Annotated in this window: 18 protein-coding genes; 12 read left to right on the plus strand and 6 right to left on the minus strand. The window is 51.2% G+C overall.

What is annotated here, in order from left to right:
- The first annotated feature begins 85 nt into the window (after nucleotides 1-85).
- Nucleotides 86-2,425, plus strand: coding sequence for a carbamoyltransferase HypF (gene hypF / locus D888_RS0106710; protein ID WP_020675781.1), 2,340 nt, complete (start codon nucleotides 86-88; stop codon nucleotides 2,423-2,425).
- Here hypF and pfkA read toward each other — a convergent pair.
- Nucleotides 2,358-3,320: a 6-phosphofructokinase gene (gene pfkA, locus D888_RS0106715; RefSeq protein WP_020675782.1), complete on the minus strand. Its 963-nt coding sequence runs from the start codon at nucleotides 3,318-3,320 to the stop codon at nucleotides 2,358-2,360. The two genes, hypF and pfkA, sit on opposite strands and share 68 nt — an antisense overlap.
- 680 nt (nucleotides 3,321-4,000) lie before the next feature.
- On the opposite strand from pfkA, the gene D888_RS0106720 reads away from it, so the two are divergent.
- The 3 genes from D888_RS0106720 to D888_RS0106730 all read left to right on the plus strand — a co-directional run bounded on the left by D888_RS0106720 (nucleotide 4,001) and on the right by D888_RS0106730 (nucleotide 8,329).
- Complete coding sequence (locus D888_RS0106720; protein ID WP_020675783.1) at nucleotides 4,001-5,470, plus strand: M16 family metallopeptidase; 1,470 nt, start codon at nucleotides 4,001-4,003, stop codon at nucleotides 5,468-5,470.
- Nucleotides 5,470-6,891, plus strand: a complete 1,422-nt coding sequence (locus D888_RS0106725) for a M16 family metallopeptidase (RefSeq protein ID WP_020675784.1) — start codon at nucleotides 5,470-5,472, stop codon at nucleotides 6,889-6,891. Before D888_RS0106720 ends, D888_RS0106725 begins: the two co-directional genes overlap by 1 nt.
- 67 nt (nucleotides 6,892-6,958) lie before the next feature.
- On the plus strand, nucleotides 6,959-8,329 hold the full coding sequence (locus D888_RS0106730; protein ID WP_020675785.1) for a YhjD/YihY/BrkB family envelope integrity protein: 1,371 nt from the start codon (nucleotides 6,959-6,961) through the stop codon (nucleotides 8,327-8,329).
- Here D888_RS0106730 and D888_RS20890 read toward each other — a convergent pair.
- Nucleotides 8,284-9,027 (minus strand): UDP-2,3-diacylglucosamine diphosphatase, encoded by a 744-nt coding sequence (locus tag D888_RS20890; protein ID WP_020675786.1) that lies wholly within the window; start codon nucleotides 9,025-9,027, stop codon nucleotides 8,284-8,286. The two genes, D888_RS0106730 and D888_RS20890, sit on opposite strands and share 46 nt — an antisense overlap.
- An 87-nt stretch (nucleotides 9,028-9,114) precedes the next feature.
- Between D888_RS20890 and gloA the strand changes: the two genes are divergently transcribed.
- Genes gloA through D888_RS0106755 form a run of 4 tightly spaced genes read left to right on the plus strand, consistent with a single transcriptional unit; the run spans nucleotide 9,115 to nucleotide 11,362 of the window.
- Nucleotides 9,115-9,519, plus strand: coding sequence for a lactoylglutathione lyase (gene gloA / locus D888_RS0106740; protein ID WP_020675787.1), 405 nt, complete (start codon nucleotides 9,115-9,117; stop codon nucleotides 9,517-9,519).
- 3 nt (nucleotides 9,520-9,522) lie between these two features.
- The gene (locus D888_RS0106745; RefSeq protein WP_020675788.1) at nucleotides 9,523-10,302 is read left to right on the plus strand and encodes a tetratricopeptide repeat protein; all 780 of its coding nucleotides are present in this window, start codon (nucleotides 9,523-9,525) and stop codon (nucleotides 10,300-10,302) included.
- A gap of 30 nt (nucleotides 10,303-10,332) precedes the next feature.
- Nucleotides 10,333-10,674 (plus strand): CidA/LrgA family protein, encoded by a 342-nt coding sequence (locus D888_RS0106750; RefSeq protein WP_020675789.1) that lies wholly within the window; start codon nucleotides 10,333-10,335, stop codon nucleotides 10,672-10,674.
- Nucleotides 10,667-11,362 (plus strand): LrgB family protein, encoded by a 696-nt coding sequence (locus tag D888_RS0106755; RefSeq protein ID WP_020675790.1) that lies wholly within the window; start codon nucleotides 10,667-10,669, stop codon nucleotides 11,360-11,362. Before D888_RS0106750 ends, D888_RS0106755 begins: the two co-directional genes overlap by 8 nt.
- On the opposite strand, the gene rarD is transcribed toward D888_RS0106755, so the two are convergent.
- Both rarD and D888_RS0106765 read right to left on the minus strand, forming a co-directional pair.
- Nucleotides 11,348-12,271 (minus strand): EamA family transporter RarD, encoded by a 924-nt coding sequence (gene rarD / locus D888_RS0106760; protein WP_020675791.1) that lies wholly within the window; start codon nucleotides 12,269-12,271, stop codon nucleotides 11,348-11,350. The two genes, D888_RS0106755 and rarD, sit on opposite strands and share 15 nt — an antisense overlap.
- 80 nt (nucleotides 12,272-12,351) lie before the next feature.
- On the minus strand, nucleotides 12,352-12,642 hold the full coding sequence (locus D888_RS0106765) for a PxxKW family cysteine-rich protein (RefSeq protein WP_020675792.1): 291 nt from the start codon (nucleotides 12,640-12,642) through the stop codon (nucleotides 12,352-12,354).
- Between the two features lie 159 nt (nucleotides 12,643-12,801).
- Between D888_RS0106765 and D888_RS0106770 the strand changes: the two genes are divergently transcribed.
- Together D888_RS0106770 and D888_RS0106775 are read left to right on the plus strand one after the other, a co-directional pair.
- Nucleotides 12,802-13,119, plus strand: coding sequence for a CxxCxxCC domain-containing protein (locus D888_RS0106770; protein ID WP_020675793.1), 318 nt, complete (start codon nucleotides 12,802-12,804; stop codon nucleotides 13,117-13,119).
- Between the two features lie 132 nt (nucleotides 13,120-13,251).
- Nucleotides 13,252-14,676 (plus strand): phosphoglucomutase/phosphomannomutase family protein, encoded by a 1,425-nt coding sequence (locus tag D888_RS0106775; protein ID WP_020675794.1) that lies wholly within the window; start codon nucleotides 13,252-13,254, stop codon nucleotides 14,674-14,676.
- Between the two features lie 188 nt (nucleotides 14,677-14,864).
- Here the strand turns inward: D888_RS0106775 and hcp are convergent, their stop codons facing one another.
- Nucleotides 14,865-16,496: a hydroxylamine reductase gene (hcp, locus tag D888_RS0106780; protein WP_020675795.1), complete on the minus strand. Its 1,632-nt coding sequence runs from the start codon at nucleotides 16,494-16,496 to the stop codon at nucleotides 14,865-14,867.
- A gap of 694 nt (nucleotides 16,497-17,190) precedes the next feature.
- Between hcp and D888_RS0106790 the strand changes: the two genes are divergently transcribed.
- A complete protein-coding gene (locus D888_RS0106790) occupies nucleotides 17,191-19,554 on the plus strand; it encodes a DUF748 domain-containing protein (protein ID WP_083928795.1) in 2,364 nt (787 codons plus the stop codon).
- A 131-nt stretch (nucleotides 19,555-19,685) separates the two neighbouring features.
- Nucleotides 19,686-20,177: a ferritin-like domain-containing protein gene (locus D888_RS0106795; protein ID WP_020675798.1), complete on the plus strand. Its 492-nt coding sequence runs from the start codon at nucleotides 19,686-19,688 to the stop codon at nucleotides 20,175-20,177.
- A 148-nt stretch (nucleotides 20,178-20,325) separates the two neighbouring features.
- Here the strand turns inward: D888_RS0106795 and D888_RS0106800 are convergent, their stop codons facing one another.
- On the minus strand, nucleotides 20,326-21,714 hold the full coding sequence (locus D888_RS0106800; protein ID WP_020675799.1) for a TatD family hydrolase: 1,389 nt from the start codon (nucleotides 21,712-21,714) through the stop codon (nucleotides 20,326-20,328).
- Nucleotides 21,715-21,730 lie beyond the last annotated feature (16 nt).

A 21,730-nucleotide genomic window follows, 5' to 3' on the forward strand; every position in this document is an offset into this window, starting at 1 on the left:
GCCTCGTTTAACGCAGGCCAGTTAATTATGCGCCTGCGCGATTTCGACAGTTTAATTCTCTTTGTGAACATGTCAGTATGGCGGAATGTTAAATAAACGCCATGTCATTCGTGTAGAGGGGATCGTTCAGGGGGTCGGTTTCCGCCCGTTTATTTATCGCCAGGCTCAGCTGTTTGCCCTGAATGGCTGGGTGTACAACGATACTCAGGGTGTTCTGATCGAGGTTGAGGGACCAGAGTCACAGTTTGCTCTCTTTTTAACGGCTATCCGCACCAAGCTTCCTCCGCTGGCCCATATCTCCTGCCTCTCAACCCATGAAATACCGTTGACTTCCGTGCCAGGCTTCGCTATTCGCGACAGTCGGCATTCTGTACAGCAGTCAACACAAATCTCCCCAGATGCCTATGTGTGCCCCGATTGTTTATCAGAACTCTTCGCTCCCGAGGATCGGCGTTTTCGCTATCCCTTTATCAACTGCACCAATTGTGGTCCACGCTACAGTATTGTCTGTGGCGTTCCCTATGATCGGCCTTTGACGACTATGGTCGATTTTCCTCTCTGCCAGGCATGTCAGCAGGAATATGACGACCCGACCTCGCGCCGTTTTCATGCGCAACCGAACGCCTGTACCGACTGTGGCCCCGCCCTTGGTCTCTTTGATCAGGACGGCGTGCAAATCCCCACGGATGACCCATTGGCAGAGAGTCTTGTTTGTCTGCAGCAGGGGGAAGTGCTGGCCATTAAAGGGCTGGGTGGTTTTCACCTTGCCGTTGATGCACAGAATTGCGCAGCTGTAGCACGATTACGGCAGCGTAAATTTCGTGATGAAAAGCCCTTCGCTCTTATGGCGAAGGACATCCAAACGGTTGGGCAGTTTGCCCACCTCGGGGCAGTTGAAAAGCGACTGCTCGAGTCAGTTGAACGGCCCATCGTACTGCTGGAAAAGAAGCTTGAACAAACACTCATCTGTGAGTTGACCGCTCCGAATAATCGCTATCTGGGGGTGATGCTCCCCTATACCCCGCTCCATTATCTTTTGTTTGAAGCCTTTCCGGCCCTGATTATGACCAGCGGTAATCAGAGCGACGAACCGATTGCCTACGGCGAAGCAGAGGCCTTTGCCCGCCTGAACGGGATCGCGGATGTCTACCTCAGCCACAATCGACGGATTCAGATCCGAACCGATGATTCGATTGTGCGGGTCATGAATGAAGAGCCCTTGATGCTGCGACGTTCGCGGGGATACGTGCCTCGCGCGGTGAAATTAAACCGGGCGCAACCCTCGGTGCTGGCGTTGGGAGCGGACCTGAAGAACACCATCTGTCTGACCGCCGATGATCGTGCGACCCTGAGTCACCATATTGGCGATCTTAAAAATCAGGCAGTTCTCGATTCACTCAAACAAGCAGTCGAACATCTGCAGCAACTGCATCATATTCAGCCGCAGCTGGTTGCACATGACCTGCACCCTGATTATTTTTCGACCTCAGTCGCCATGCAGATGACTCATTTGCCTAAACTGGCGGTTCAGCATCATCACGCCCACCTTGTCAGTTGTCTGACCGATAATGGCCGTGACGAACCGGTGCTGGGTGTGATCTTCGACGGGGTGGGGTACGGCAGTGACGGGCACATCTGGGGTGGCGAATTTCTGCTTGGTGATGCTGCAGGGTTTGAACGGGTTGGACATTTGGCGGAACTGGCCATGCCAGGGGGGGATGCCGCAACCCGTGAACCCTGGCGGATGGCATTAAGCCTGTTAGTCGCGGCCTATGGGGAGAACCTCCCGGCGCTCGCGGTGCTCGAAGATATTCCGCCCGTAAACCGCAGATTGTTGCTCCAGATGATGCACAAAGAGATCAACACGCCGCTGACATCCAGTTGTGGGCGTCTGTTTGATGCAGTTGCGTCCCTGGCGGGATTACGCCAGACGGTCAGTTATGAAGGGCAGGCGGCGCTGGAACTTGAAATGCGTATTGATAAGACGCAACAATTGACACCCTACCGTTTTGAACTGCTGGATAATGACGGGAAGATTATCGTTAATCCGCGACCCATGGTGCATGAACTGGTGGCCGACCTGCAACAGGGGCGGGACGCGGGAGCGGTCAGTCTCAGGTTTCATCTGGGCCTTGCTGAGGCGATCTTGCAGGTATGTCAAAGAATCCGCGCGCGGCAGGGGGCGTTGCCGATCGCTTTGTCCGGTGGTGTCTTCCAAAATGTTTTCTTGACGGAGCGGGTGACAGCCCTTTTGCGAGCGGCTAACTTTGAAGTGTTGCTTCATCGGCAAACCCCCCCCAATGACGGAGGACTGGCTCTGGGGCAGGTGGTGATTGCCGGTCGATACCTAGATTCGCTTAAATTGCCAGATTGTTTGCCAGGCGTAGCAGGAGCTTATCAATTGGACGGATACCAGCACCGATGACATCATCAAGCGGGGTCAATACCATCCGTGAATTGATCAGGCCCAGCATCTTTCCGTGTTCTCCCTTGAGCAGGTTTACAACCGCCGCCTGACCAAACCGAGCCGCCAGCAGTCGATCAAAAACGGTCGGTGACCCGCCACGTTGGTAGTGACCCAGTACGATGGTGCGGGTTTCAAACCCGATCTTATCCTTGATCTGTTCACCGATCTTTTGTGCGTTGCCGGCCCCTTCGGCTACCATGATGATCGAATTGCTGCGTCCCTGCTGATACCGGCGGCGCAGTTCCTGACAGATCGCTTCGAGATCAAAGGGTTCTTCGGGAATCAGCGAGTATTCGGCGCCACAGGCGATGGCTGAGACGACTGCCAGATAGCCGCAGTTGCGCCCCATGGTTTCGACCAGAAAGGCACGGTCATGGGATGAAGCCGTGTCTTTAATGTTGTCGACGGCGCGCGCAATGTTGTTGAGGGCTGTGTCGACCCCAAGGGCCATGTCGGTGAAGGGGATATCATTGTCGATTGAGGCCGGAATACCGATGACCCGCACATGGCGTTTGGCCAGAGCCAGGGCGCCCTTGAGCGAGCCGTCTCCGCCGAGTACGATCAACCCCTCAACCCCAAGCCCTGCCAAATTCTCAGCCGCCAGACGCTGCCCGGCTTCATCATACATCTCCTTACAGCGTGCGCTCTGTAAAAAGGTTCCTCCACGCTGTAGAACATTGCTGACCGATTTTGTGCTCAAAACTTCATAGTATCGATCGATCAGCCCCTGAAAGCCTTTTTGAATACCAATGATTTCGAGGTTTGAGGCTAGGCAGGATCTAACGATAGCGCGGACTGCCGCATTCATCCCTGAACAATCACCGCCACTGGTCAGAACCGCGATCCGTTTCATAGTAAATTATTTGCTCCTTAGCTGGTTAGTTGTCGCCCCTCCATCTTACCGTATCTCTTTGATATTTTCCCATGTGAAGGAGCAATTTTTTCAAGACGCATTAATAATTCTAATATAATGATATTCTTTAAGAGCTTACCCCTTTAGAAATATTAAAAAGTGCAAAAAAGGTAACTTTCGCCCTGCTTCGGCAATCTGCTAATCTCAGCGTTGTCTTGTCAATGTTTGTTTATGACTTAAGGAAAAGTAGGTCCCTCGTATTCTCAAGGAAGATCCGTCAGGGATGGGTCGTAATTAGTCTTCAGACTCCTAACATTTTGCAAATCTGGCCGCTGAAAGAGCACATCGTCTTTCCGTATATGATGATTCCGTTCTTTTCCCCACGCGAAGCTGATGCCGGACTTTGACGTTCATCTGGTTGAACAGGTTGACGAAATCCTTGAGCACAGCCTGATACCCTTGCTCGGGAACTACCGTTCAGGTATAGCTGTCAACGGTCTCCCACCGGTCGAACCATTTTGAAAATTACCGAAAGTGGTGCCGTTTTAAGCACAAGAGAAATCTTCTCCATAGAAAGTGGGGATTTTTTGTGGATGTCAAATTATAGCCAGCCTGGTCACGAATAGGGTAGACTTTAACGAACTTTGAAATCTGGACCATTCCCCCTGTAGAGGTGATACATGCGTCGTTTGATAATTTGCTTAGGTCTGCTGCTCTTGGGCCAGCCACTTTATGCAGCTCAGCTTGGCGATCGGGTGCAGGAAGAGCACCTTGCCAATGGGTTGACCCTGATAATGCTTGAACGGCACGAGGCACCAACGGTTAGTGCCTTTATTACCTTTCGGGTCGGCAGCTCAAATGAGGGGGTAGAAAATCGCGGAGTTGCACATCTGCTTGAGCATATGCTGTTTAAGGGGACTAAAACTCTTGGGACTCGTGATTATGCCGCCGAGGAACCGATTCTTGAAAAGATTGAAGCCGTCGGGAGCCGTATCGATCTGCTGAAGAATGATCCCGGCGCTGATGCGGCTGAACTTGAAGGCTTGCGTGAAAGGCTTCATCTCTTGCAGCAACAGGAGAAGCAATATGTTGTGAAGGGTGAGTTTTCGCGTATTTACGCCGAAAATGGAGGGGTTGGTTACAATGCCTTTACCGGTAAAGATCAGACCACTTACCTGATTTCGCTCCCGGCAAATAAGCTGGAGCTCTGGGCCTCGATTGAGTCGGACCGGTTGAAAAATGCGGTGTTGCGTGAATTCTATACCGAGCGCGAAGTGGTGCGTGAAGAACGTCGCCGTTCCTACGACAGCAACCCCTCCGGTCTACTTTACGAGGCACTGATCAGTTCAGCGTTCAAGGTTCACCCCTATCGAAATCCGGTGATCGGTTGGGACTCTGATATTGAAAATCTTTCTATTGCCGAAGCTCGTGATTTTTTCAAACGCTATTACCGCCCCGTCAATATGGTCATAACCCTGGTGGGCGATTTTGAGGCGCGGAAGGCGCGGGCGCTGGTGGATCGGTATTTCTCTTCCATATCCCCCGGGGTGCCCGTTCCGCGGGTGGTTGCGCTTGAACCACCCCAGCAGGGGGAAAGGCGGGTTACGGTCAATTTTGACGCAGAGCCGGCGCTGTTAATCGCCTTTCATAAACCGGCGATGCCTCATATGGATGATTATTGCGCCGATGTTTTAACGGATATTCTCGCCGGTGGTTCGACTTCGCGGCTTTACAAGCGCCTGGTGATTGAAGAGCAGCTGGCGAGCAACGTTCAGATCTACGGAGCTCCGGGGAACCGCTATGCCAATCTGCTGGTGATTGATGCAACACCGCGCTTTCCCCATTCCGCAGCTGAAGTCGAAGCGGCAATCTATGCTGAGCTTGACAAGCTTAAGGTGGCGGCGGTCTCAACCGCAGAATTGAAAAGGGCGCGTAACCGGCTGATTACCAATAACCTGAGGCAGATGCGCAGCAATAAGGGCCTGGCCGGTTTACTCTCAAGCTATGCTGCCCTTGGCGATTGGCACTATCTCATTGACTATGCAGATAAGCTTCAAGGCATTGATCCTCCAAAACTGATTGCTTTTGCCAATCGATATTTGACCTCGGCCAACCGCACCGTGGCCGTGCTGCAGCGTGAGGTGAAGTGATGAAATCTTTTCTGTCGATCTTGTCCTTATTGCTTCTGACAGCCTGTAGCATGTTGGTGCGTCAACCGGTTCGCCCGGACGCCTTGACCTTCCCGAAGCTGACCTTTGATTTTCCCCAGGTTGAACACCTGACCCTGGCGAATGGAATCGAGGTCTATCTGCTGCCTGACCATGATCTGCCGTTGGTTGAAATCACAACCCTTACCGGTGGCGGCTCGATTTTTGATCCGCCCGAAATGACCGGCCTGTCTGACCTGTTTGTTGAAAGTCTGCAGACGGGTGGGGCAGGGGACCGTTCTCCCCTGATCTTCCAGGAGACCCTGGAAAACATGGCGGCGGATCTGAAGGTCAGCAGCAGCAGCTATGCTTATCAGCTCGATATGTCGATGCGGCGTCAGGATGTCGTGTCGGGGTTCGGTCTTCTGGCAGATGTTTTGCGTCGTCCGCAATTTGACGCCCAACGGATTGAGATCGCGCGACTGGGACTTATCGAAGGCGTGCGCCGCCGTAATGATGATCCTGCCTCGATTGCTGCCCGCACTCTGGCAAGATCGATTTACGGCGATCATCCTTTTGGTCGTGTTGCCAGGCAAAAAACTCTGAATGCTATCCGGCGTGAAGATCTGCTGCGACTCTATCAAACCTACTTTCAGCCGAGCAACCTGTCGATTGCCGTTTCAGGTGATATTGATCTCGATGAGCTTAAAACCTTGTTGTCCCAGACTTTCGGGGACTGGCAAGGTACGCGACGACCTAGTCTGAAGCCCCCCGCATTGCCTGTGAAGGACCAAAAAGGAGAGCTTTTTATTGCCGATAAAGATCTTCCTCAGACGACCATTATGATGGGACAACCGGGGATCGATAAAAACAATCCTGACGCGATGGCGCTGAAGGTTGCAAATTATATATTGGGCGGGGGTGGTTTCAACAGTCGAATGATGCGTGAGATCCGCTCTAATCATGGTCTGACGTATTCGGTTTACTCCTATTTTCAAATCGGACGACTGTTACCCGAGCTTTTTATCGCTCAGTGTGAAACCAAGTGCAGTTCGACCCTGGAAGTTGTCAGCATGATGCGGGCGCAGATGCAGGGATTGATCAATATGCCGGTCTCTGACGCGGAATTGACGACCGCCAAAGAGAGCCTGATCAACAGTTTTGTCTTCGCCTTCGACAGCAGCCACGCGGTTGTAACTCGTCAACAGCGCCTCGATTTTTATGAGTATCCCGCAGATTATATGCAGACCTATCGACAAAAAATCGCCGCTGTGACCAAGGCGGACGTGCAACGGGTCGCCAAAAAATATCTCCACCCCGATCAACTCCAGATTGTGCTGGTTGGTCGACGGAATGGGTTTGAACAGGACCCGGCTGCGGCACTCGGGATGCCGGTCGAAAAGGTAGATCTAGGGGTTGAATAGAGCTTTTATTAATTTAAGCCGTTTATGTCTTTTGTTTTGGCCTTCATTGCCATCAGGGGTGAATCCCATGTCTCAGTCGCATCGAAATCGTGTTTTTACACTTAAGCAGAAATGGCATCGTTTGCTCTGGGAACAAGATCTGCGCATGCTCAGCTATCCCCGGTCTTTTTTGTTGCGTCAGTTACAGACAGTTTCACTGGTGACGCGGGATTTCCTGCAGGATCGCTGTATGCTGCGTGCCTCAGCCCTGACCTATTCCTCGCTGCTTGCGATCGTTCCGCTTTTGGCCCTGACCTTCGCGCTGCTCAAAGCGTTCGGGGTGCAAAACACTCTGGAACCACTGATTCTGGACAAATTAAATGTTGGTTCACATGAGGTCGTGACCTCGCTGCTGACCTATGTCAACAATACCCAGGTAGGAAAGCTCGGAGCTTTCGGTCTGCTCTTCCTGCTGATTGCGGTTACTTCGCTGCTCTCAAATATTGAAGACAGCTTCAATCATGTCTGGGGGGTAAAGGGGTTGCGTCCGTTGATCAGGCGCTTTTCCGATTATCTGTCAGTGCTGCTGGTTGGGCCGGTGCTGCTGATCTCTGCGATCTCCATGACCTCTTCCCTGACCAGTCATAAACTGGTGCAGCGTTTAATTGACATGGAAGTGGTTGGCAGTCTGATTTTGACCTTGTTTAAGATGGGGCCTTATCTGCTGATGTGGATCGCCTTTGCAGTGCTGTACGTGTTTATGTCCAACACGCGCGTTGAATGGTCGTCAGCTTTTGCCGGAGGGATTATCGGGGGGACACTTTGGCAGTTGGCGCAGTGGAGTTATGTCAATTTTCAGGTTGGCGTTGCCAAATATAATGCCATTTACGGCACCATGGCGGCGCTGCCTATCTTTATGATCTGGGTCTATCTCTCCTGGAATATTGTATTACTGGGGCTTGAATTTACCTATGCTCGACAGAATTTGCGCACTTGGGGGCGCGATCTGCACGGATATGAAGTTAATCGAAGTAGTTACGAACGGGTAGCTTTGATTCTGCTGCTGTCGTTGGCAACCAGATTTTATCGGGCCATGGATTCCGCCAGCAAAGAAAGCTTGTCTCGGCAGTTGGGGATTCCTCCGCGGTTGTGTGAACATATTTTAGCTGAACTTGTTGAACTTGGTTTCGTTAGTGAAACCTCAGGCGGGGGTAGAAATATAAAACGCTACCAATTGGGGCGAGCGGCGGAGGCTTTAAGCGTTAGTTATATTCTGTCAAGACTGCGCGGACATGGTATAGAAGTTCTTCATTTAAAACCGCATTTCGTAGTTGAAGTTGCGAGCCAGAGCCTGGCTGATATGGCACTTACCGAGCAGAAGAGTGGAGCGATCACCTTAAAAACTTTGGTTGATCAATGTACCCGGTCGGATGAGGCATCTGAAAAGTCTGAGTCTTGAAATGATTTCAACTCTGCCTTGCCGTTGATCAATTCCAGATAAGAGAATTGATGAATCCAGTCGCCTAAAACAGTGACCTTCATCTCAGAGATACTGGTTTGCAGTGGGTAGTGGAAATGGCCACAGATGAAACAGTCAGCCCCCTGCTTCAACGCCTGTTCAGCATAGGGCAGAACGAGAGCCGAGGGGTCATGGTGGTGATGGGTTTTTTTTCGGCTCTGTTCACAGAGGTAATTTCCAAAACGCCAGGCGGTATCCGGTGGGACAATTTTTGCCATAAACTTCAGGAATCGACTGCGCCAGAAGGCACGCATCAGACGATAGCTCTTTGCTTTGGGGTCGGCAAGGTCTCCGTGGCAGATAAATATTTTCTGTCCGTTCCAGTCGACAATCTGCTGGTCAGGGACCACCGTGCACTTCAGGGTTGTGCCGAAAAACCCTTCGAGGTTGAAGTCGTGATTCCCCTCTACATAGAAAAGCTGACATCCTTCACTGACGAGTTGCTGCAGGCGGGTGAGTAGTGGGAGATGCTCTGAAAAAACAACGTGCTGATATCCGATCCAGAACTCGAAAATATCTCCTAGCAGAAACAGCGCGTCGAGGTTACCCTGTTGCTGGTCGAGAAATGCGAGCAGTGTCCGATAATTTGTGTCAGAAGGATGGCGCAGGTGCGCATCTGAAATAAAGAGGGCTCTCATGGCCGCCAACTATAGATAGACGGTCAGGCGCTGTCAACTGACCAGTAATAACTACTTTTCAGTAAACATTATGTTAAAGGAGATCCTATGCTGAACTATCCCATGATTCATATCTGTTACCGTGTCCTCGATCTTCAAGCCTCTGAGGCGTTTTATCAGAAAGCGTTCGGGTTTGAAGTCGGGCGCAAAAAAGATTTCCCCGAAGGGGGCTTTACCCTGAGCTATCTGGTGAGTCCGGGGCTGCCCTTTGAGCTGGAGTTGACTTATAACTACGGGCAGAAAGAGGCCTATGTTATTGGGAATGGCTATTCGCATCTTGCCGTCGGGGTCGAAGATCTTGAAGGCTCACATCGGCGACATAGTGACGACGGGCTTAATCCGACTCCCATCAAGGGGCTGACCCCAGGGAAGGGGAAGTTCTACTTTCTGACTGATCCCGATGGTTTTCGGGTTGAGGTGGTTCGCCTTACGCAATCCAAAATGGAGATATAAATAATGGGCCGACTGAGTGAACTACTGGGGCAGGGACGAGTTCTGGTTGAAGAAGGAGAGTTCAAGCAGGCCCTGCCGCTGCTACGCGAAGCCGAGGCGCTTTGTGCCGATAGTCCTGAGCTCTGCCTGCTGCTGGCCGAGGTGTTGGTGGAAGAAGGCCAAACTAATGAAGCTCTGACCTGTCTCCGCCGTGGGCAAAAAAATGAAGCGGACAATATTGATCTTCTCTATGCCCTGGGGGATCTGCTCCTTGCCGCTGGGCAGAGCAAGGAGGCACTGGAGTGTTATGGCAGAATTGTCGGGTTAGATGCTGAGGAAGCAGATGCCTGGGTCAGTCAGGCTCTGGTCTATGTTTCCCTGGAACAACCGCAGCAGGCTGAACAAGCCTGTCGCAGTGCCTTGCAGGTTGACCCTGACTCAACCTTTGCGCTGAACGCGCTGGGGGATGTTTGTGATAGCCTCGGCAAAGAAACAGAAGCCTTGTCCTGCTACCGCAAGGTTCTTGAACTCGATCCTGAGGATGCACAGGCCCATTTGAATTTAGGGGAATATTATTACGCCGGTGGAGATCTGGCTCATGCCGAAAAACACTGTCAGTTGGCGTTGGAATTTGACCCGGGTTTGACCTTCGCCTGTTTGACCCTCGGGAATATCTGTATGGACCTTGATCGTAATGAAGACGCTGTGAACTGGTTTCAGCAGTTTCTTACCCTTGAACAGGATCCGGCCGCCAAGCAGATTCGTGAAGAAGTTGCAGCGGTGATTGATGGCTTGAACTCCTGACATTGACCGATTAGACCAGAGGAGTTACTTGTGCTACAGGGTTTGGTGTTGTTATTTGGCTTTCAATTTATTGGTGAGTTGCTCTCTCACCTCTTCGCACTCCCAATTCCGGGAAATGTGATTGGCATGGCTTTAATGCTGGTGGCCTTGACCAGTGGCATAGTGAAAGAGGAATCGATATCTGAGGCCGGGGAGCTTCTGCTTAAATATATGGCACTGTTTTTTGTGCCGGCCGGTGTCGGGGTGATGCTCTATTTTGATCTGATCGCGCGCGAGTGGTTGCCGATCATTGTCGGCACTGTCGTGAGTACCTTTGTCGTCATGGCGGTCACCGGGTGGACAGAACAGCTGCTTGGGGGGGCAGATGACTGAGCTTGTTACGACCCCTCTGTTTGGTATTATCCTGACTCTGGCAACCTTTTGGATTGCCGAGCTGGTATATCGACGTACCGGTTTTATTCTGCTGAATCCGGTGTTTGTTTCGATCTGTAGCATCATTATTTTTTTAAAAATGACGCATATCGACTATGCCGCATATGCCAGCGGCGGGAAACTGCTTTTGTTCCTGCTGGGCCCGTCGGTTGTCGCGCTGGCCCTGCCTCTATGGCAACGGCGTGAGCAGATTCTTAAACGGAAACTGCCGATTTTGGTCGGTGTCTGTGCCGGAGCGTTGTCATCAATCATCTCAGCTGCAGGGACTGCCTGGCTGTTGGGCGGAAGTCATAAGGTCGTACTCTCGCTTGTGCCTAAATCGGTAACAACCCCGATCGCCATCGGCATCAGCGAAAAAATCGGCGGCATCGTGCCGCTAACGGCAGCGTTGGTCGTATTGACTGGCTGTATCGGCGCTATTTGCGGGCCGGAGTTCTGTCGTTTGATCCGGATTCGCAAGGCCACGTCGATGGGCCTGGCAATTGGTACGGCGAGTCATGGTATCGGAACAGCGCGGGTACTGGAAGAAGATCGTCTGGCGGGCGCCGTCTCGGGACTTGCCATCGGATTGAACGGCTTGGCGACAGCTATTCTGGTGCCGCTTCTGTGGTTTTTATTCGGCTGGTAAGTTTGGGACGATTTTGATCGAGGTAGAGCCATGCCGGTTTGATGCCTGGCGGAGCGCATTGACCGAATAAAGCAGCAGGCCGCTCCAGACTAGACAGAAGCCTAGAAGTCGGCCCTGATCAAAGGGCTCATTGAACAGAAATACTGCCGATAAAAATTGCATGCTGGGTGTGATGTATTGCAAAAAGCCCATTGTTACCAGACGCAGGCGCTTGGCGGCTGCGTTGAACCAGATCAAGGGGAGAGCAGTGACGACCCCGCAGAGCGGTAGCCAGAGATCGAGAATTGTCCCGCCGCCAAAACAGAGTTCGCCTTTGAAATGAAGCACATAAAGAAAAAACAGGGCAAAAGGCGACAGGAGTAGGGTTTCTATGCTCAATCCCAGAATCGGGCCGACACCTGCCTGTTTCCGGAGCAGACCGTACAGCGCAAAACTGAACGCGAGACTCAAGGCGATCCAAGGCAACTCACCTTGCTGCAGGGTCAGGTAGATGACCCCGGCGGTCGCCAGCAGCAAACTGCAGGATTGAAGCAGGTTGAGTCTTTCCTTGAGAAAGGTAACTCCGAGCAGGGCGCTGACGAGTGGACCGATGAAATACCCAAGACTGGATTGCAAAACGTGGCCTGCAGAGACGGCGTAGATGAAGACCAGCCAGTTAATGGCGATTAAAATGGTTGTTGCTGTCAGCTGGAGCAATAACCTGGGTTGTCGAAGCAGGCGTTGTAACTCGGGTTGTTGGCGGCGCAAGAAGACCAGGCCCAGAAGAAAAAGAGCCGACCAGAGAATGCGATGGCCCAGTACTTCGGTTGCTGGTACCGTCGCTACCTGCTTGAAATAGAGCGGGAAAAACCCCCATACCAGATAGGCGGCCAGACCAAAGAACACCCCGGTTTTTTCTTCGTCCGCCATGGAGTAATCCCGGAAAAGGAAAAGGAAAAGGCCCTCGCGGGGCGAAGGCCTTTTCCCAGGTCAGAAATGTGTTGCGCTGGTTATTTCTTCTTGGACGCTGCCGCGCGTTTGGCCGCTTTGAGCGGATTGATACGAGCGTCATTCACCTTGATATCAACCTTACGGTGGGTGGCATAGTTGCAGAGGCCACTCTTCCATTTTGCTGCGGGGCTTGGGTACGCGGTGCAGACATCGCCAATAGTCCCTTTGGCGATGCGCTCGCATCCGATACAGTCTTCGACAATAACCTGGCAGCTGCCACCTTCAGCGGCGCAACCTGATTTTTTCCAGAAGGTACACTCGGTACCAGCAAGTACGGTTTGGCACTGCATGATCTTTATATCCTCCGATATCTATGTGTCTCTTTGTGTCCAGAACGGCTACTAATACACAAGAAGCAGGGGCTGAGTCAATGCTTTTTTCATATTTTAATCGGGCTCAGTCCCTGTGAGACAATTGACCCTTTTGCTGTGATTGTTTAGGCTGGACCGATGAATTCAAAAATCGAGAAACTTAAAAAATTGACTCAGGAGCAGTGGGAGGGGCTATGTCAGCGCTGCGCCCGCTGTTGTTATGAAAAAATCGATTTTAACGGGCATATTTTTTATACCCGGATTCCCTGTGATCAACTTGATCTGGAGACACAACGCTGCCAGATTTATAACGAGCGGGACCAGGTTCGTACAGATTGTCAACGCTTGACACCCGAGGTGGTTGAGGCTGGAATTTTGCCGGCTGATTGCCCCTACGCCCTTCTGGTCGATGATTACGTCGGGCCGTCGCTGGGCACTGAAACATCAAACAAGTGAGCGCGAGGCGATGATTGGAGTTATAATTGGCCCGTTAAAACCTGAATTCTGTTTTTGGCCTACTTCGTGGTAATTTTGCTAGCAGCTGAGTCAGATGTTTCTTTTACGCTGATTAATATTGGAGGGCATTGAATGGACCGAATTAAATTTGGCACGTCCGGCTGGCGTGGCATTCTGGCTGAGAGCTTTAACTTAGAGAATGTCCGCATAGTTACTCAATCAATTGCAGATCATCTGCATGCAGAAGGGCTTGGCAAGCAGGGCGTTGTCATCGGTTACGATGCACGCTTTATGGGGCGTGATTTTGCGAGGGAGGCGGTCAGGGTGCTGACAGGGGCAGGTATCCGCAGCTATTTTTGCATGCGCGACACCCCGACGCCGGTCATCGCACACGCTTTGCTGAAACTTAAGGCCGACGGCGCGATCAACTTCACTGCCAGCCATAATCCCTATGATTACAATGGCATTAAATTTTCTCCCGCCTGGGGGGGGCCGGCATTACCGGAAACTACTAAGGATATTGAAGATCGGGCCAATGCCTTGCAGGGGGAGATCTGTTACAAGCAGATGCGCTTGGACGATGCCTCTGATCAAGGTCTGTTCGTAGAAATCGACCCGGCACCTGATTATTTCGCACGTCTTGCTGATCTGGTTGATCTGCAGGCGATAGCTGCGTCAGGGATGAAAATTGCGGTCAACCCGCTTTACGGTTCGGGCCGTGGCTATCTGGACAAAATCCTGCTTGATGCGGGAGTCGAAATTGTATCAATCAATGACCACGTAGACCCTTATTTTGGTGGTGAACCACCGGAGCCGGCGGAGGCTCATATTGCTGATTTTATTGATCTGGTAAAAAGTGATGCTTCAATCATGCTTGGTCTTGCCACCGACGGAGACTCCGATCGCTTCGGGATAGTTGATCGTGACGGAGGCTATATAGAGCCTAACTATATTTTGGCGCTGTTGTTTGATTACCTGATCCGTCGCAAAGGACAAAAAGGGGACGCGGCTCGCAGCGTTGCAACATCACACCTGATTGATGCGGTTGCTGCACATCATGGTGTCAAGGTCCTGGAAACACCGGTCGGATTTAAGTTTATCGGCGAATATATTGCCGCAAACCGTATTCTGATTGGCGGGGAAGAAAGTGCCGGCTTAACGATCCGAGGTCATGTTCCCGAGAAAGATGGTATTCTTGCCTGCTTGCTTGTAGCTGAAATGGTCGCCGTTGAGCGCCGGTCATTGAGTGAACTCCTGGCTGAGTTGTATGCCCGGGTCGGTAGCTTTTATACGCGTCGCACCAATTTGCGCTTGACCGGTGACCTGGCTGAGGGCATCAGTTCGCGCCTTGAAAATCCTCCGGCCGCAATAGGTGGACGCAGCATACGCAACGTTATCCGTCTCGATGGGAGCAAATACCTGTTTGAAGATGGCTCGTGGATGCTCTTTCGTAAATCAGGGACCGAACCGGTCGTGCGCCTGTACGGAGAGGCCAGTTCTGAGGCGGCACTCGATGAATTAATGGCGGCAGGTGAAAAGTTTATCCTCAAAGGGTGACCGCTTTGTTTCTAACCCTACTTGCTGTTGCAACCGTACATTTTACACCTGGTCGTAGTTAATTATAGTCGCAGGAAGTCTTGGGTTAGGCCGGTTGGGACAGGATCAGATTCCCGTAGATCATCACCGTAAAAAAAGGGCGAAGTCGTTATGACTTCGCCCTTTTTTTACTCTGTGGAAGAGACCGTTTAGCCGAGGATCTGTTTGAGATCCGCCTCGGCCGTGGTGATCGGCCCGATGTTGAAATTCTCAACCAGGAAATTGAGTACATTCGGGGTAATAAATGCCGGCAGATTCGGTCCGATTTTGATGTCCCGTATGCCGAGGTGCAGCAGGGTCAACAGGATTGCAACCGCTTTCTGTTCATACCAGGAGAGGATGAACGAGAGCGGCAGGTCATTGACGCCACATTCAAACGCGTTGGCCAGAGCGACGGCAATCTGAACGGCCGAGTATGCATCGTTGCATTGTCCGATATCCAGCAGGCGCGGAATGCCGCCAATGTCACCGAATTCCATCTTGTTGAAGCGATATTTACCACAGGCCAGGGTCAGGATGACGGTATCCTTGGGAGCCTTCTCGGCGAACTCGGTGTAGTAGTTACGGCCAGTTTCGGCACCATCGCAACCACCGACCAGGAAGAAATGCTTGATCGCGCCAGACTTGACCGCATCAATCACCTTGTCAGCCACGCCGAGGACGGCGTTATGTCCGAAACCGGTAAGAATTTTCTGTCCCGGAGCCTCAGGGAAGCCTTTTCCGGCCAGGGCACAATTGATTACTTCGGAAAAATCCCAGCCATCGATATGTTTCACATCAGGGAACTGGACACGATCCCAGGTGAAGAGGCGATCTTTATAGTTCTCTGCTGGCTTCTGGATACAATTGGTGTTGAAGACGATTGCACCCGGGAAGCTCTGGAATTCCTTGTGTTGATCCTGCCAGGCGCCGCCCCAGTTGCCCGCCAGATGGCTGAACTTTTTCAGTTCTGGATAACCGTGGGCTGGCAGCATTTCACCGTGGGTATAGATGTTGATCCCTTTCCCTTCGGTCTGCTTGAGAATCTCTTCGAGGAAGCGCATGTCGTGCCCTGAAACCAGAATGGCTTTACCTGCCTTGGTGCCAAGTTCAACGGGGGTCGGTACTGGATGTCCGTAGCGATCAGTGTGAGCCTTGTTGAGCAGTTCCATGGTCACCAGGTTGATACGACCGCATTCCATGGCGATGCCGACGAGATCCATCAGCCCGAGGCTGTCGTTTTGCAGGTCGGTCAGGGCCTTGTGGGTAAACGCATAGATTTCATCGCTTTGGCGCTCAAGGATGATGGCGTGGTCGGCATAAGCGGCATACCCCTTGATCCCGAACAGAATCGTGCTGCGCATTGACTGCAGGTCAGCATCCAGTTTGGCGTCCTTGACGCCGTGCAGCTGAGCAAGGGCCAGCTGGGCAGAGCGTTCTGTTGGAAATGCCCAGTTTTGTGCGGCTTCAGGGACAGTACCGCCGAACGCACCGCCATTGGCTTTCTCGAAAAGTTGACGGGCTGTTTCACGCAGGCTTACAGCTTCGGCAATGATCTTCGCGATGGAGTCGTCGGCAAAGTCAACATTGGTCACAGTGGTGAACAGCGCCTTGATTACAAACTGGTCAAGTTCATTTGAATGAGCACCTTTTTGACGTGCCTGATGCGCCCAGAAGCTGACGCCTTTAACAGAATAGACCAGGAGATCCTGAAGATCTGATGTGGTTGGCTGTTTGCCACAAACGCCAACTTTGTCACATCCGACTCCTTTGGCTGCGGTTTCACATTGGTAACAAAACATGCATGTCCTCCTTCTAAAGGTTTTTGGGCCACTTGTAGCCGAGTTTTAAATGCTATCTCGTATTGAGATGGATGCAAGATAACAGAGGTTTTCAGCTTAAACTTTGACGCTGGTCAAGAAATGTCCAAAAGATGATTTAAATTGTCATCTTTCAGCCTTGATCGTTAGGTTATAAGGGTAAATGCTGTCGAGTTTAACGGTATAACTCAGATACTGATTTAGGCTCGAGTCGAGACCTTTGAACTTTTCGCTTAAGAGCATTTCGGCTGCGGTATGAAGGGCTGGATAACCTCCTGATGAATTCTCCGTCTATACGTCAAAACTGTGTCTGGCGATTTCAGCCTCAATAATTCCCTAAGATTTGAGAATTTTCAGATGGCCCGCTTGCGGGGTCGGTCATGTTGCCAGCATAAAATGTCCTTTGGGGATGACAAGATTCGTGGCCGGAGTGTCAGGTCATAAACAAAAACACAAGTTATATTAAACCCCAATTGGAATTTATCTTTGTTTCGCTTGCCATCAGGTCTTAAGTACAGGCTGATGGTCGGACTATAAATAAGAGACATTCCTTGTATACATATTTGTTATGTCAGTCTGGATTTGGCGCTGGTATAGTTAGGGATCAATTTTGAATATATCAGGTATTTAAAGGCTCCCAGATTGGCTCTTGATACATGGTTAGGGAAGGCATTTCATGAGTAAAATAAAGACAATTATACTGGGAATTTTTGTTGTATCGGGTCTCTTTATTGCTGTGTCAGCCCTACTGGTCAAACTATACGTTACGCCCGAAAGAGTACGGACTCTCGTCCAGACGGGACTCGAAGAGGCATTGCAGAGACCGGTAACATTGGGAGCGGTCTCTGTTGGGCTCTTTACCGGGATCCGGATGGAAGAGCTTAAAATCAAAGGGAAAAAATCGGACGATGTTCTTCTTTCGGCCCAAAATATTGAAATGTCATATGACTTTAATTCTCTTTTCCATGGTGAATTACGCTTGGGGAAGATTTTGATTATGCAGCCACAACTGAGGTTGGTGCGTGAAGCTGATGGTCGCTTGAATATCGATGATCTACTCAAGGGGCATTCGGCTCGGGAGAATGACGTCGCTGCCAGTTCCCCAACAAAGGGGGCAGCAGCACCGATCTCCTTTATTGTGAAACGATTTTCACTGGAGGGAGGCAGCCTGCTGTTCCTGGATCGCAGGTTGAACCAGGTCTCGCCCTATCGCTACAAGCTGGATGATCTGGGTGTGGATGTTGAAAATTTTGCCCTCGGTGAAGTTTTTCCTGTGAGGATAAGAGCCAAATTGAACGACAGACCATTTTCAATGGAGATGCGTTTCAGCTTTGAGGATGGTCTGGAGCAGTTACACTTTAAGTCGCATCAACTGGATCTTGTCCCGTTTCTCCCTTATCTGAAAGGTTATTTGCCGGGAAGCCTTGGGCGCGGGCTCCTTTCGACAGATATTTCCATAGATAGGGAACATGATGATTTTGTAGCGAAGGGTGACCTGACCCTTGAGAAAGTTGATCTCAGCCTGAACCTCAAGAATCCCTTACACTGGAATCAGGTAAGGATTGCTGTGACCCATGAATTGACTTATCACACGCGTGATCAGGTCGTTGACGTTAAAAAGTTGCGGCTCGAAATAGATGGTCTCACCGCGGATTACCAGGGGAAAATATTACTGAATCAGGTTCCGCAGGTTGCAGGCGAAGCCAGTCTTCAAATTCTGGATTTACGTAAAATTTCCTCTCTATTGCCACTTGAAATTCGTGAGCAGGTCGCGACATATGGGATCGCGGGTGCTTTGGATCTGCAGGTTCAGGTCGAGGGGGAGCCAGTGGTTGCACAGGCTGTTCGTCAGGCAACCCTAAAGGTCAGCGAGCTTCAGGCCAGCCTTGGAGGGGTACGTCCTGCCCTTAATGGGACTCTCAGTTATAAAGCCGGGCGAATCAGGGGCTCACAATTAAAAGTAGACCTCAACGATCAGCATTTGCAACTGGATCTGGAGGCGACGCAGGTTTTTTCGAATTTACCGCACCTGGAAATGACTGTTTCTACGGATAAATTCAACCTTGATCCCTTTTTCCCAGGATCGCGCGTCGGCGAGAATTCGGCTCAGGCAACTCGGTCGCAAGTTGGTTCTGTTGTCCCCAAGGCTCCCCTGCGGGGCACCCCGGCACCTCCGCTGTCTGTCAAAGCTCTGCTGAAGATAAAAGACCTCAATTACCGCGAAGTTTTATTTGAGAATATTGAAGGCCAGATGGTTTTGCAGGACGGTCTATTTCGAATTGATCATATGATTGCCGACCTCGCTGGTGGTCACGTCAAACTTTCGACCGTTACTGTTCTCGGAGAGGCTGATCTTCCTTTGAGTGGCGATTTTAGTTGTAAGGGAATAACTCTTTCGACCTTGACCGATGCTCTTTTGCCTAAAGAAAAAGGGAGCATCAGTGGTTCCTTGACGGCTACGAGCCACTTCAGCACGCACGGCGGAGCGATTGATCCGCTTGCTGTCCTGCAGGCAAAGGGAACCTTTGATTTACAAAGTGGTGAGATTAAAGGTGGCCCTCTGCTCGCCGAATTCTCTCGCTTTCTGGCTAATCCTGAGCTTCAGGTTGTTGGTTTTAGTCGGTTTTCAGGGACCTATGGAATAAAGCTAAAAGAAGGGACGATAGACTCAAAGTTGGAAAGTCGTCACATATCTATTGCCCCCAAAGGGCAGTTTACTTTGAATGGTGGCCTGGATCTGACGCTGGAAACCCGATTCGACCCGGAGACGATGGCAAAAGTTGGTGTCGGGGGCAAAGGGCTGAATTTATTAAAAGACGAGCTGGGTTGGAGCCTGTTCCCCCTTAAGGTCAAGGGGACGTATACCAGCCCCCGTTTTCTTCTTGATTCTTCCAGTCTTACAAAACAGCTAAAAAAGGGAGTTGTCCAGGAGCTTGAACGGGAGCTGCAGAATAAATTGGGGGGAAAGACCGAAAACGTACAAAAACAGCAGATGCGGCAACTTCTGAACGGGACACTGAAGCAGTTGTTCGGCAATTAGTTGCATTGCCTGGTTCGGCTTTATCAATTGCCACAACTGGTCTGGACAGATTGCAGAGAAAAAGGTAATTTGATGGCCGAAATTGCATAAGGAATTTTGCATAAGGAATTTTATTCAGGAGATAAAACCCTATGTCTGGAACAGATGATTTTAGTGGTTTCGAGGTAATTCGAGCCGCGATGGAAGTTGAGAAAAATGGACATCGTTTTTACGCAGCAATGGTTGAAAAATCTCATACGCAACTGGCGCGGGAACTCTTTGCGCAGTTGGCCCAAGATGAGGTGGGGCATTTGCGGACACTGGAAAATTTAGCAACCACGTACGAAGATGGTGCCTTCTGGGAAGGGGAGGAGGAGTTTCTTCCTTACCTGCGACGTTTTAACGATAAAGAGGTTTTCCCCTCAACTGAGCAGGTTGCAGCCGTACTGGTCAGCAAGGAAGGGGATATCCGGGCACTGGAGTTGGCGATAGACGCCGAAGAAAAGTTCGCCGCTTTCTTCCAGACCGCGACTCTAAACGCCAGGGACCCCGAAGGGAAGAAAGCTTTTGCCTGGTTGGCTGCAGAAGAGGGCCGTCATGCGGCGATTTTAAAAGAGCGGAAAGCAAAAATTCTCGGGCACTGAAAAGATTTTTGATCCAACCTGAGTTAACAGGAGTTCCGATAGCGATAATTCCCGTTAACTCAGGTTTTTTTGCGCCCAAATGCAGCGAAAAGGCCCTGATGTCCCATGGTGCTTGCTGTGAATTTTTCCTGAGTGAGGTCTATCGATTCTAGCCGACTTCATTATACTCACGCGCGCGAAATTCAACCCCAAGATCCTCTGCCACTTTGCGACAGGCCGCGATGTCTACACCCGGGTAACTGACCGCGCTGGCAATAACTTCGGGGATATAGGTCGGGGCCTGCTTGAGAAAATCCTTGACCGCTTCATATCCAATTTCGGGATACTTTGAGCGGCAGAGTTTTTGATACTGTGTGGCGTCGGGTGCATTGAGTGAAACCGAGAGTGCATCAACTTTCCCCGCCAGGTCTGGCAGAATATTGCGACCGTGCACCAGATTAGCCTGTCCGTCAGTATTGATGCGAACCTTGACCTGATGTGTTTTTAGCCAGGCTGATAGTTCGCATATCAGTTCGAGACGCAACAGTGGTTCGCCGTAGCCGCAAAAAACCACTTCCCGATATTTTTTCGGGTCACCAATGGCACGTTTCAGCTCTTCAATGTCCGGTTCATGATCGAGTTTAAGTTCATGCCCCTTGACGACAAAATCATCAAATTTGGCGCAGAAGACACAACTGTTCGTGCAGCGGTTGGTGATATTGAGATAGAGCGAATCGCGGATCTGATAGGCAATTTTTGTCTGCTGGTCGACAGCACCGATGCCGAACAGATCATAGACATTGCGACTGGTTACGCGGGCGACATCGCTTAAGGTTAAGCCTTTTATTTCGGCCAGCTTTTCGGCTGTATAGCGGACATAGGCAGGTTCATTGCGTTTGCCCCGATGCGGGACAGGTGCGAGGTAGGGGCAATCAGTTTCGATCATCATGCGGTCAATCGGGACGGCGGCCACAACTTCACGCTGGGCTTCATTTTTGGGATAACTGATCGTGCCAGGGAAAGACAGGTAAAAGCCGAGGTCCAGACAGGCGCGGGCCATCGTGATATCGCCGCTGAAGCAGTGCAGCACTCCACCGCAGTCTGCAGCATGCTCCTCATGTAAAATCTGGAGCACTTCAGCGTGGGCCTCACGATCATGCACAATAATCGGCTTCTGATGTTTTCGCGCCAGGCGGATCTGTTGGCGAAATGCCGTTCGCTGCTGGTCACGGGGCGAGTGGTCGCGGAAGAAGTCGAGACCGATCTCGCCAACGGCCACCACCTTCGGCGCAGCCAGCAGACTCTCAATTAACGCGAGCCCTTCCGCAGTGGCTTCGCCGGCATCATGTGGATGAATGCCGACCGCAGCATGGACCTGAGCATACTGTGCGGCCAGGGTGACACTTCTGGCAGAACTCTGAAGATCACAACCGATGGTCAGAATCTGTTTGATCCCAGCCTCATCGGCCCTCTGCAGGATCTGTTCAAGCTCATCGCCAAACTGGCTGCTATCGAGATGGGCGTGGCTGTCGATCAGGGTCAGAAGCTTTTCGTTCATGTCTGTTTTCTCATCC

The organism is Geopsychrobacter electrodiphilus DSM 16401, from assembly GCF_000384395.1.
Classification (GTDB): domain Bacteria; phylum Desulfobacterota; class Desulfuromonadia; order Desulfuromonadales; family Geopsychrobacteraceae; genus Geopsychrobacter; species Geopsychrobacter electrodiphilus.

Bases quoted from the DNA above. Each gene is read 5' to 3' on its own strand.
- hypF (WP_020675781.1), top strand. From the start codon at position 86: ATGTTAAATAAACGCCATGTCATTCGTGTAGAGGGGATCGTTCAGGGG.
- pfkA (WP_020675782.1), bottom strand. From the start codon at position 3,320: ATGAAACGGATCGCGGTTCTGACCAGTGGCGGTGATTGTTCAGGGATG.
- D888_RS0106720 (WP_020675783.1), top strand. From the start codon at position 4,001: ATGCGTCGTTTGATAATTTGCTTAGGTCTGCTGCTCTTGGGCCAGCCA.
- D888_RS0106725 (WP_020675784.1), top strand. From the start codon at position 5,470: ATGAAATCTTTTCTGTCGATCTTGTCCTTATTGCTTCTGACAGCCTGT.
- D888_RS0106730 (WP_020675785.1), top strand. From the start codon at position 6,959: ATGTCTCAGTCGCATCGAAATCGTGTTTTTACACTTAAGCAGAAATGG.
- D888_RS20890 (WP_020675786.1), bottom strand. From the start codon at position 9,027: ATGAGAGCCCTCTTTATTTCAGATGCGCACCTGCGCCATCCTTCTGAC.
- gloA (WP_020675787.1), top strand. From the start codon at position 9,115: ATGCTGAACTATCCCATGATTCATATCTGTTACCGTGTCCTCGATCTT.
- D888_RS0106745 (WP_020675788.1), top strand. From the start codon at position 9,523: ATGGGCCGACTGAGTGAACTACTGGGGCAGGGACGAGTTCTGGTTGAA.
- D888_RS0106755 (WP_020675790.1), top strand. From the start codon at position 10,667: ATGACTGAGCTTGTTACGACCCCTCTGTTTGGTATTATCCTGACTCTG.
- rarD (WP_020675791.1), bottom strand. From the start codon at position 12,271: ATGGCGGACGAAGAAAAAACCGGGGTGTTCTTTGGTCTGGCCGCCTAT.
- D888_RS0106765 (WP_020675792.1), bottom strand. From the start codon at position 12,642: ATGCAGTGCCAAACCGTACTTGCTGGTACCGAGTGTACCTTCTGGAAA.
- D888_RS0106770 (WP_020675793.1), top strand. From the start codon at position 12,802: ATGAATTCAAAAATCGAGAAACTTAAAAAATTGACTCAGGAGCAGTGG.
- D888_RS0106775 (WP_020675794.1), top strand. From the start codon at position 13,252: ATGGACCGAATTAAATTTGGCACGTCCGGCTGGCGTGGCATTCTGGCT.
- hcp (WP_020675795.1), bottom strand. From the start codon at position 16,496: ATGTTTTGTTACCAATGTGAAACCGCAGCCAAAGGAGTCGGATGTGAC.
- D888_RS0106790 (WP_083928795.1), top strand. From the start codon at position 17,191: ATGAGTAAAATAAAGACAATTATACTGGGAATTTTTGTTGTATCGGGT.
- D888_RS0106795 (WP_020675798.1), top strand. From the start codon at position 19,686: ATGTCTGGAACAGATGATTTTAGTGGTTTCGAGGTAATTCGAGCCGCG.
- D888_RS0106800 (WP_020675799.1), bottom strand. From the start codon at position 21,714: ATGAACGAAAAGCTTCTGACCCTGATCGACAGCCACGCCCATCTCGAT.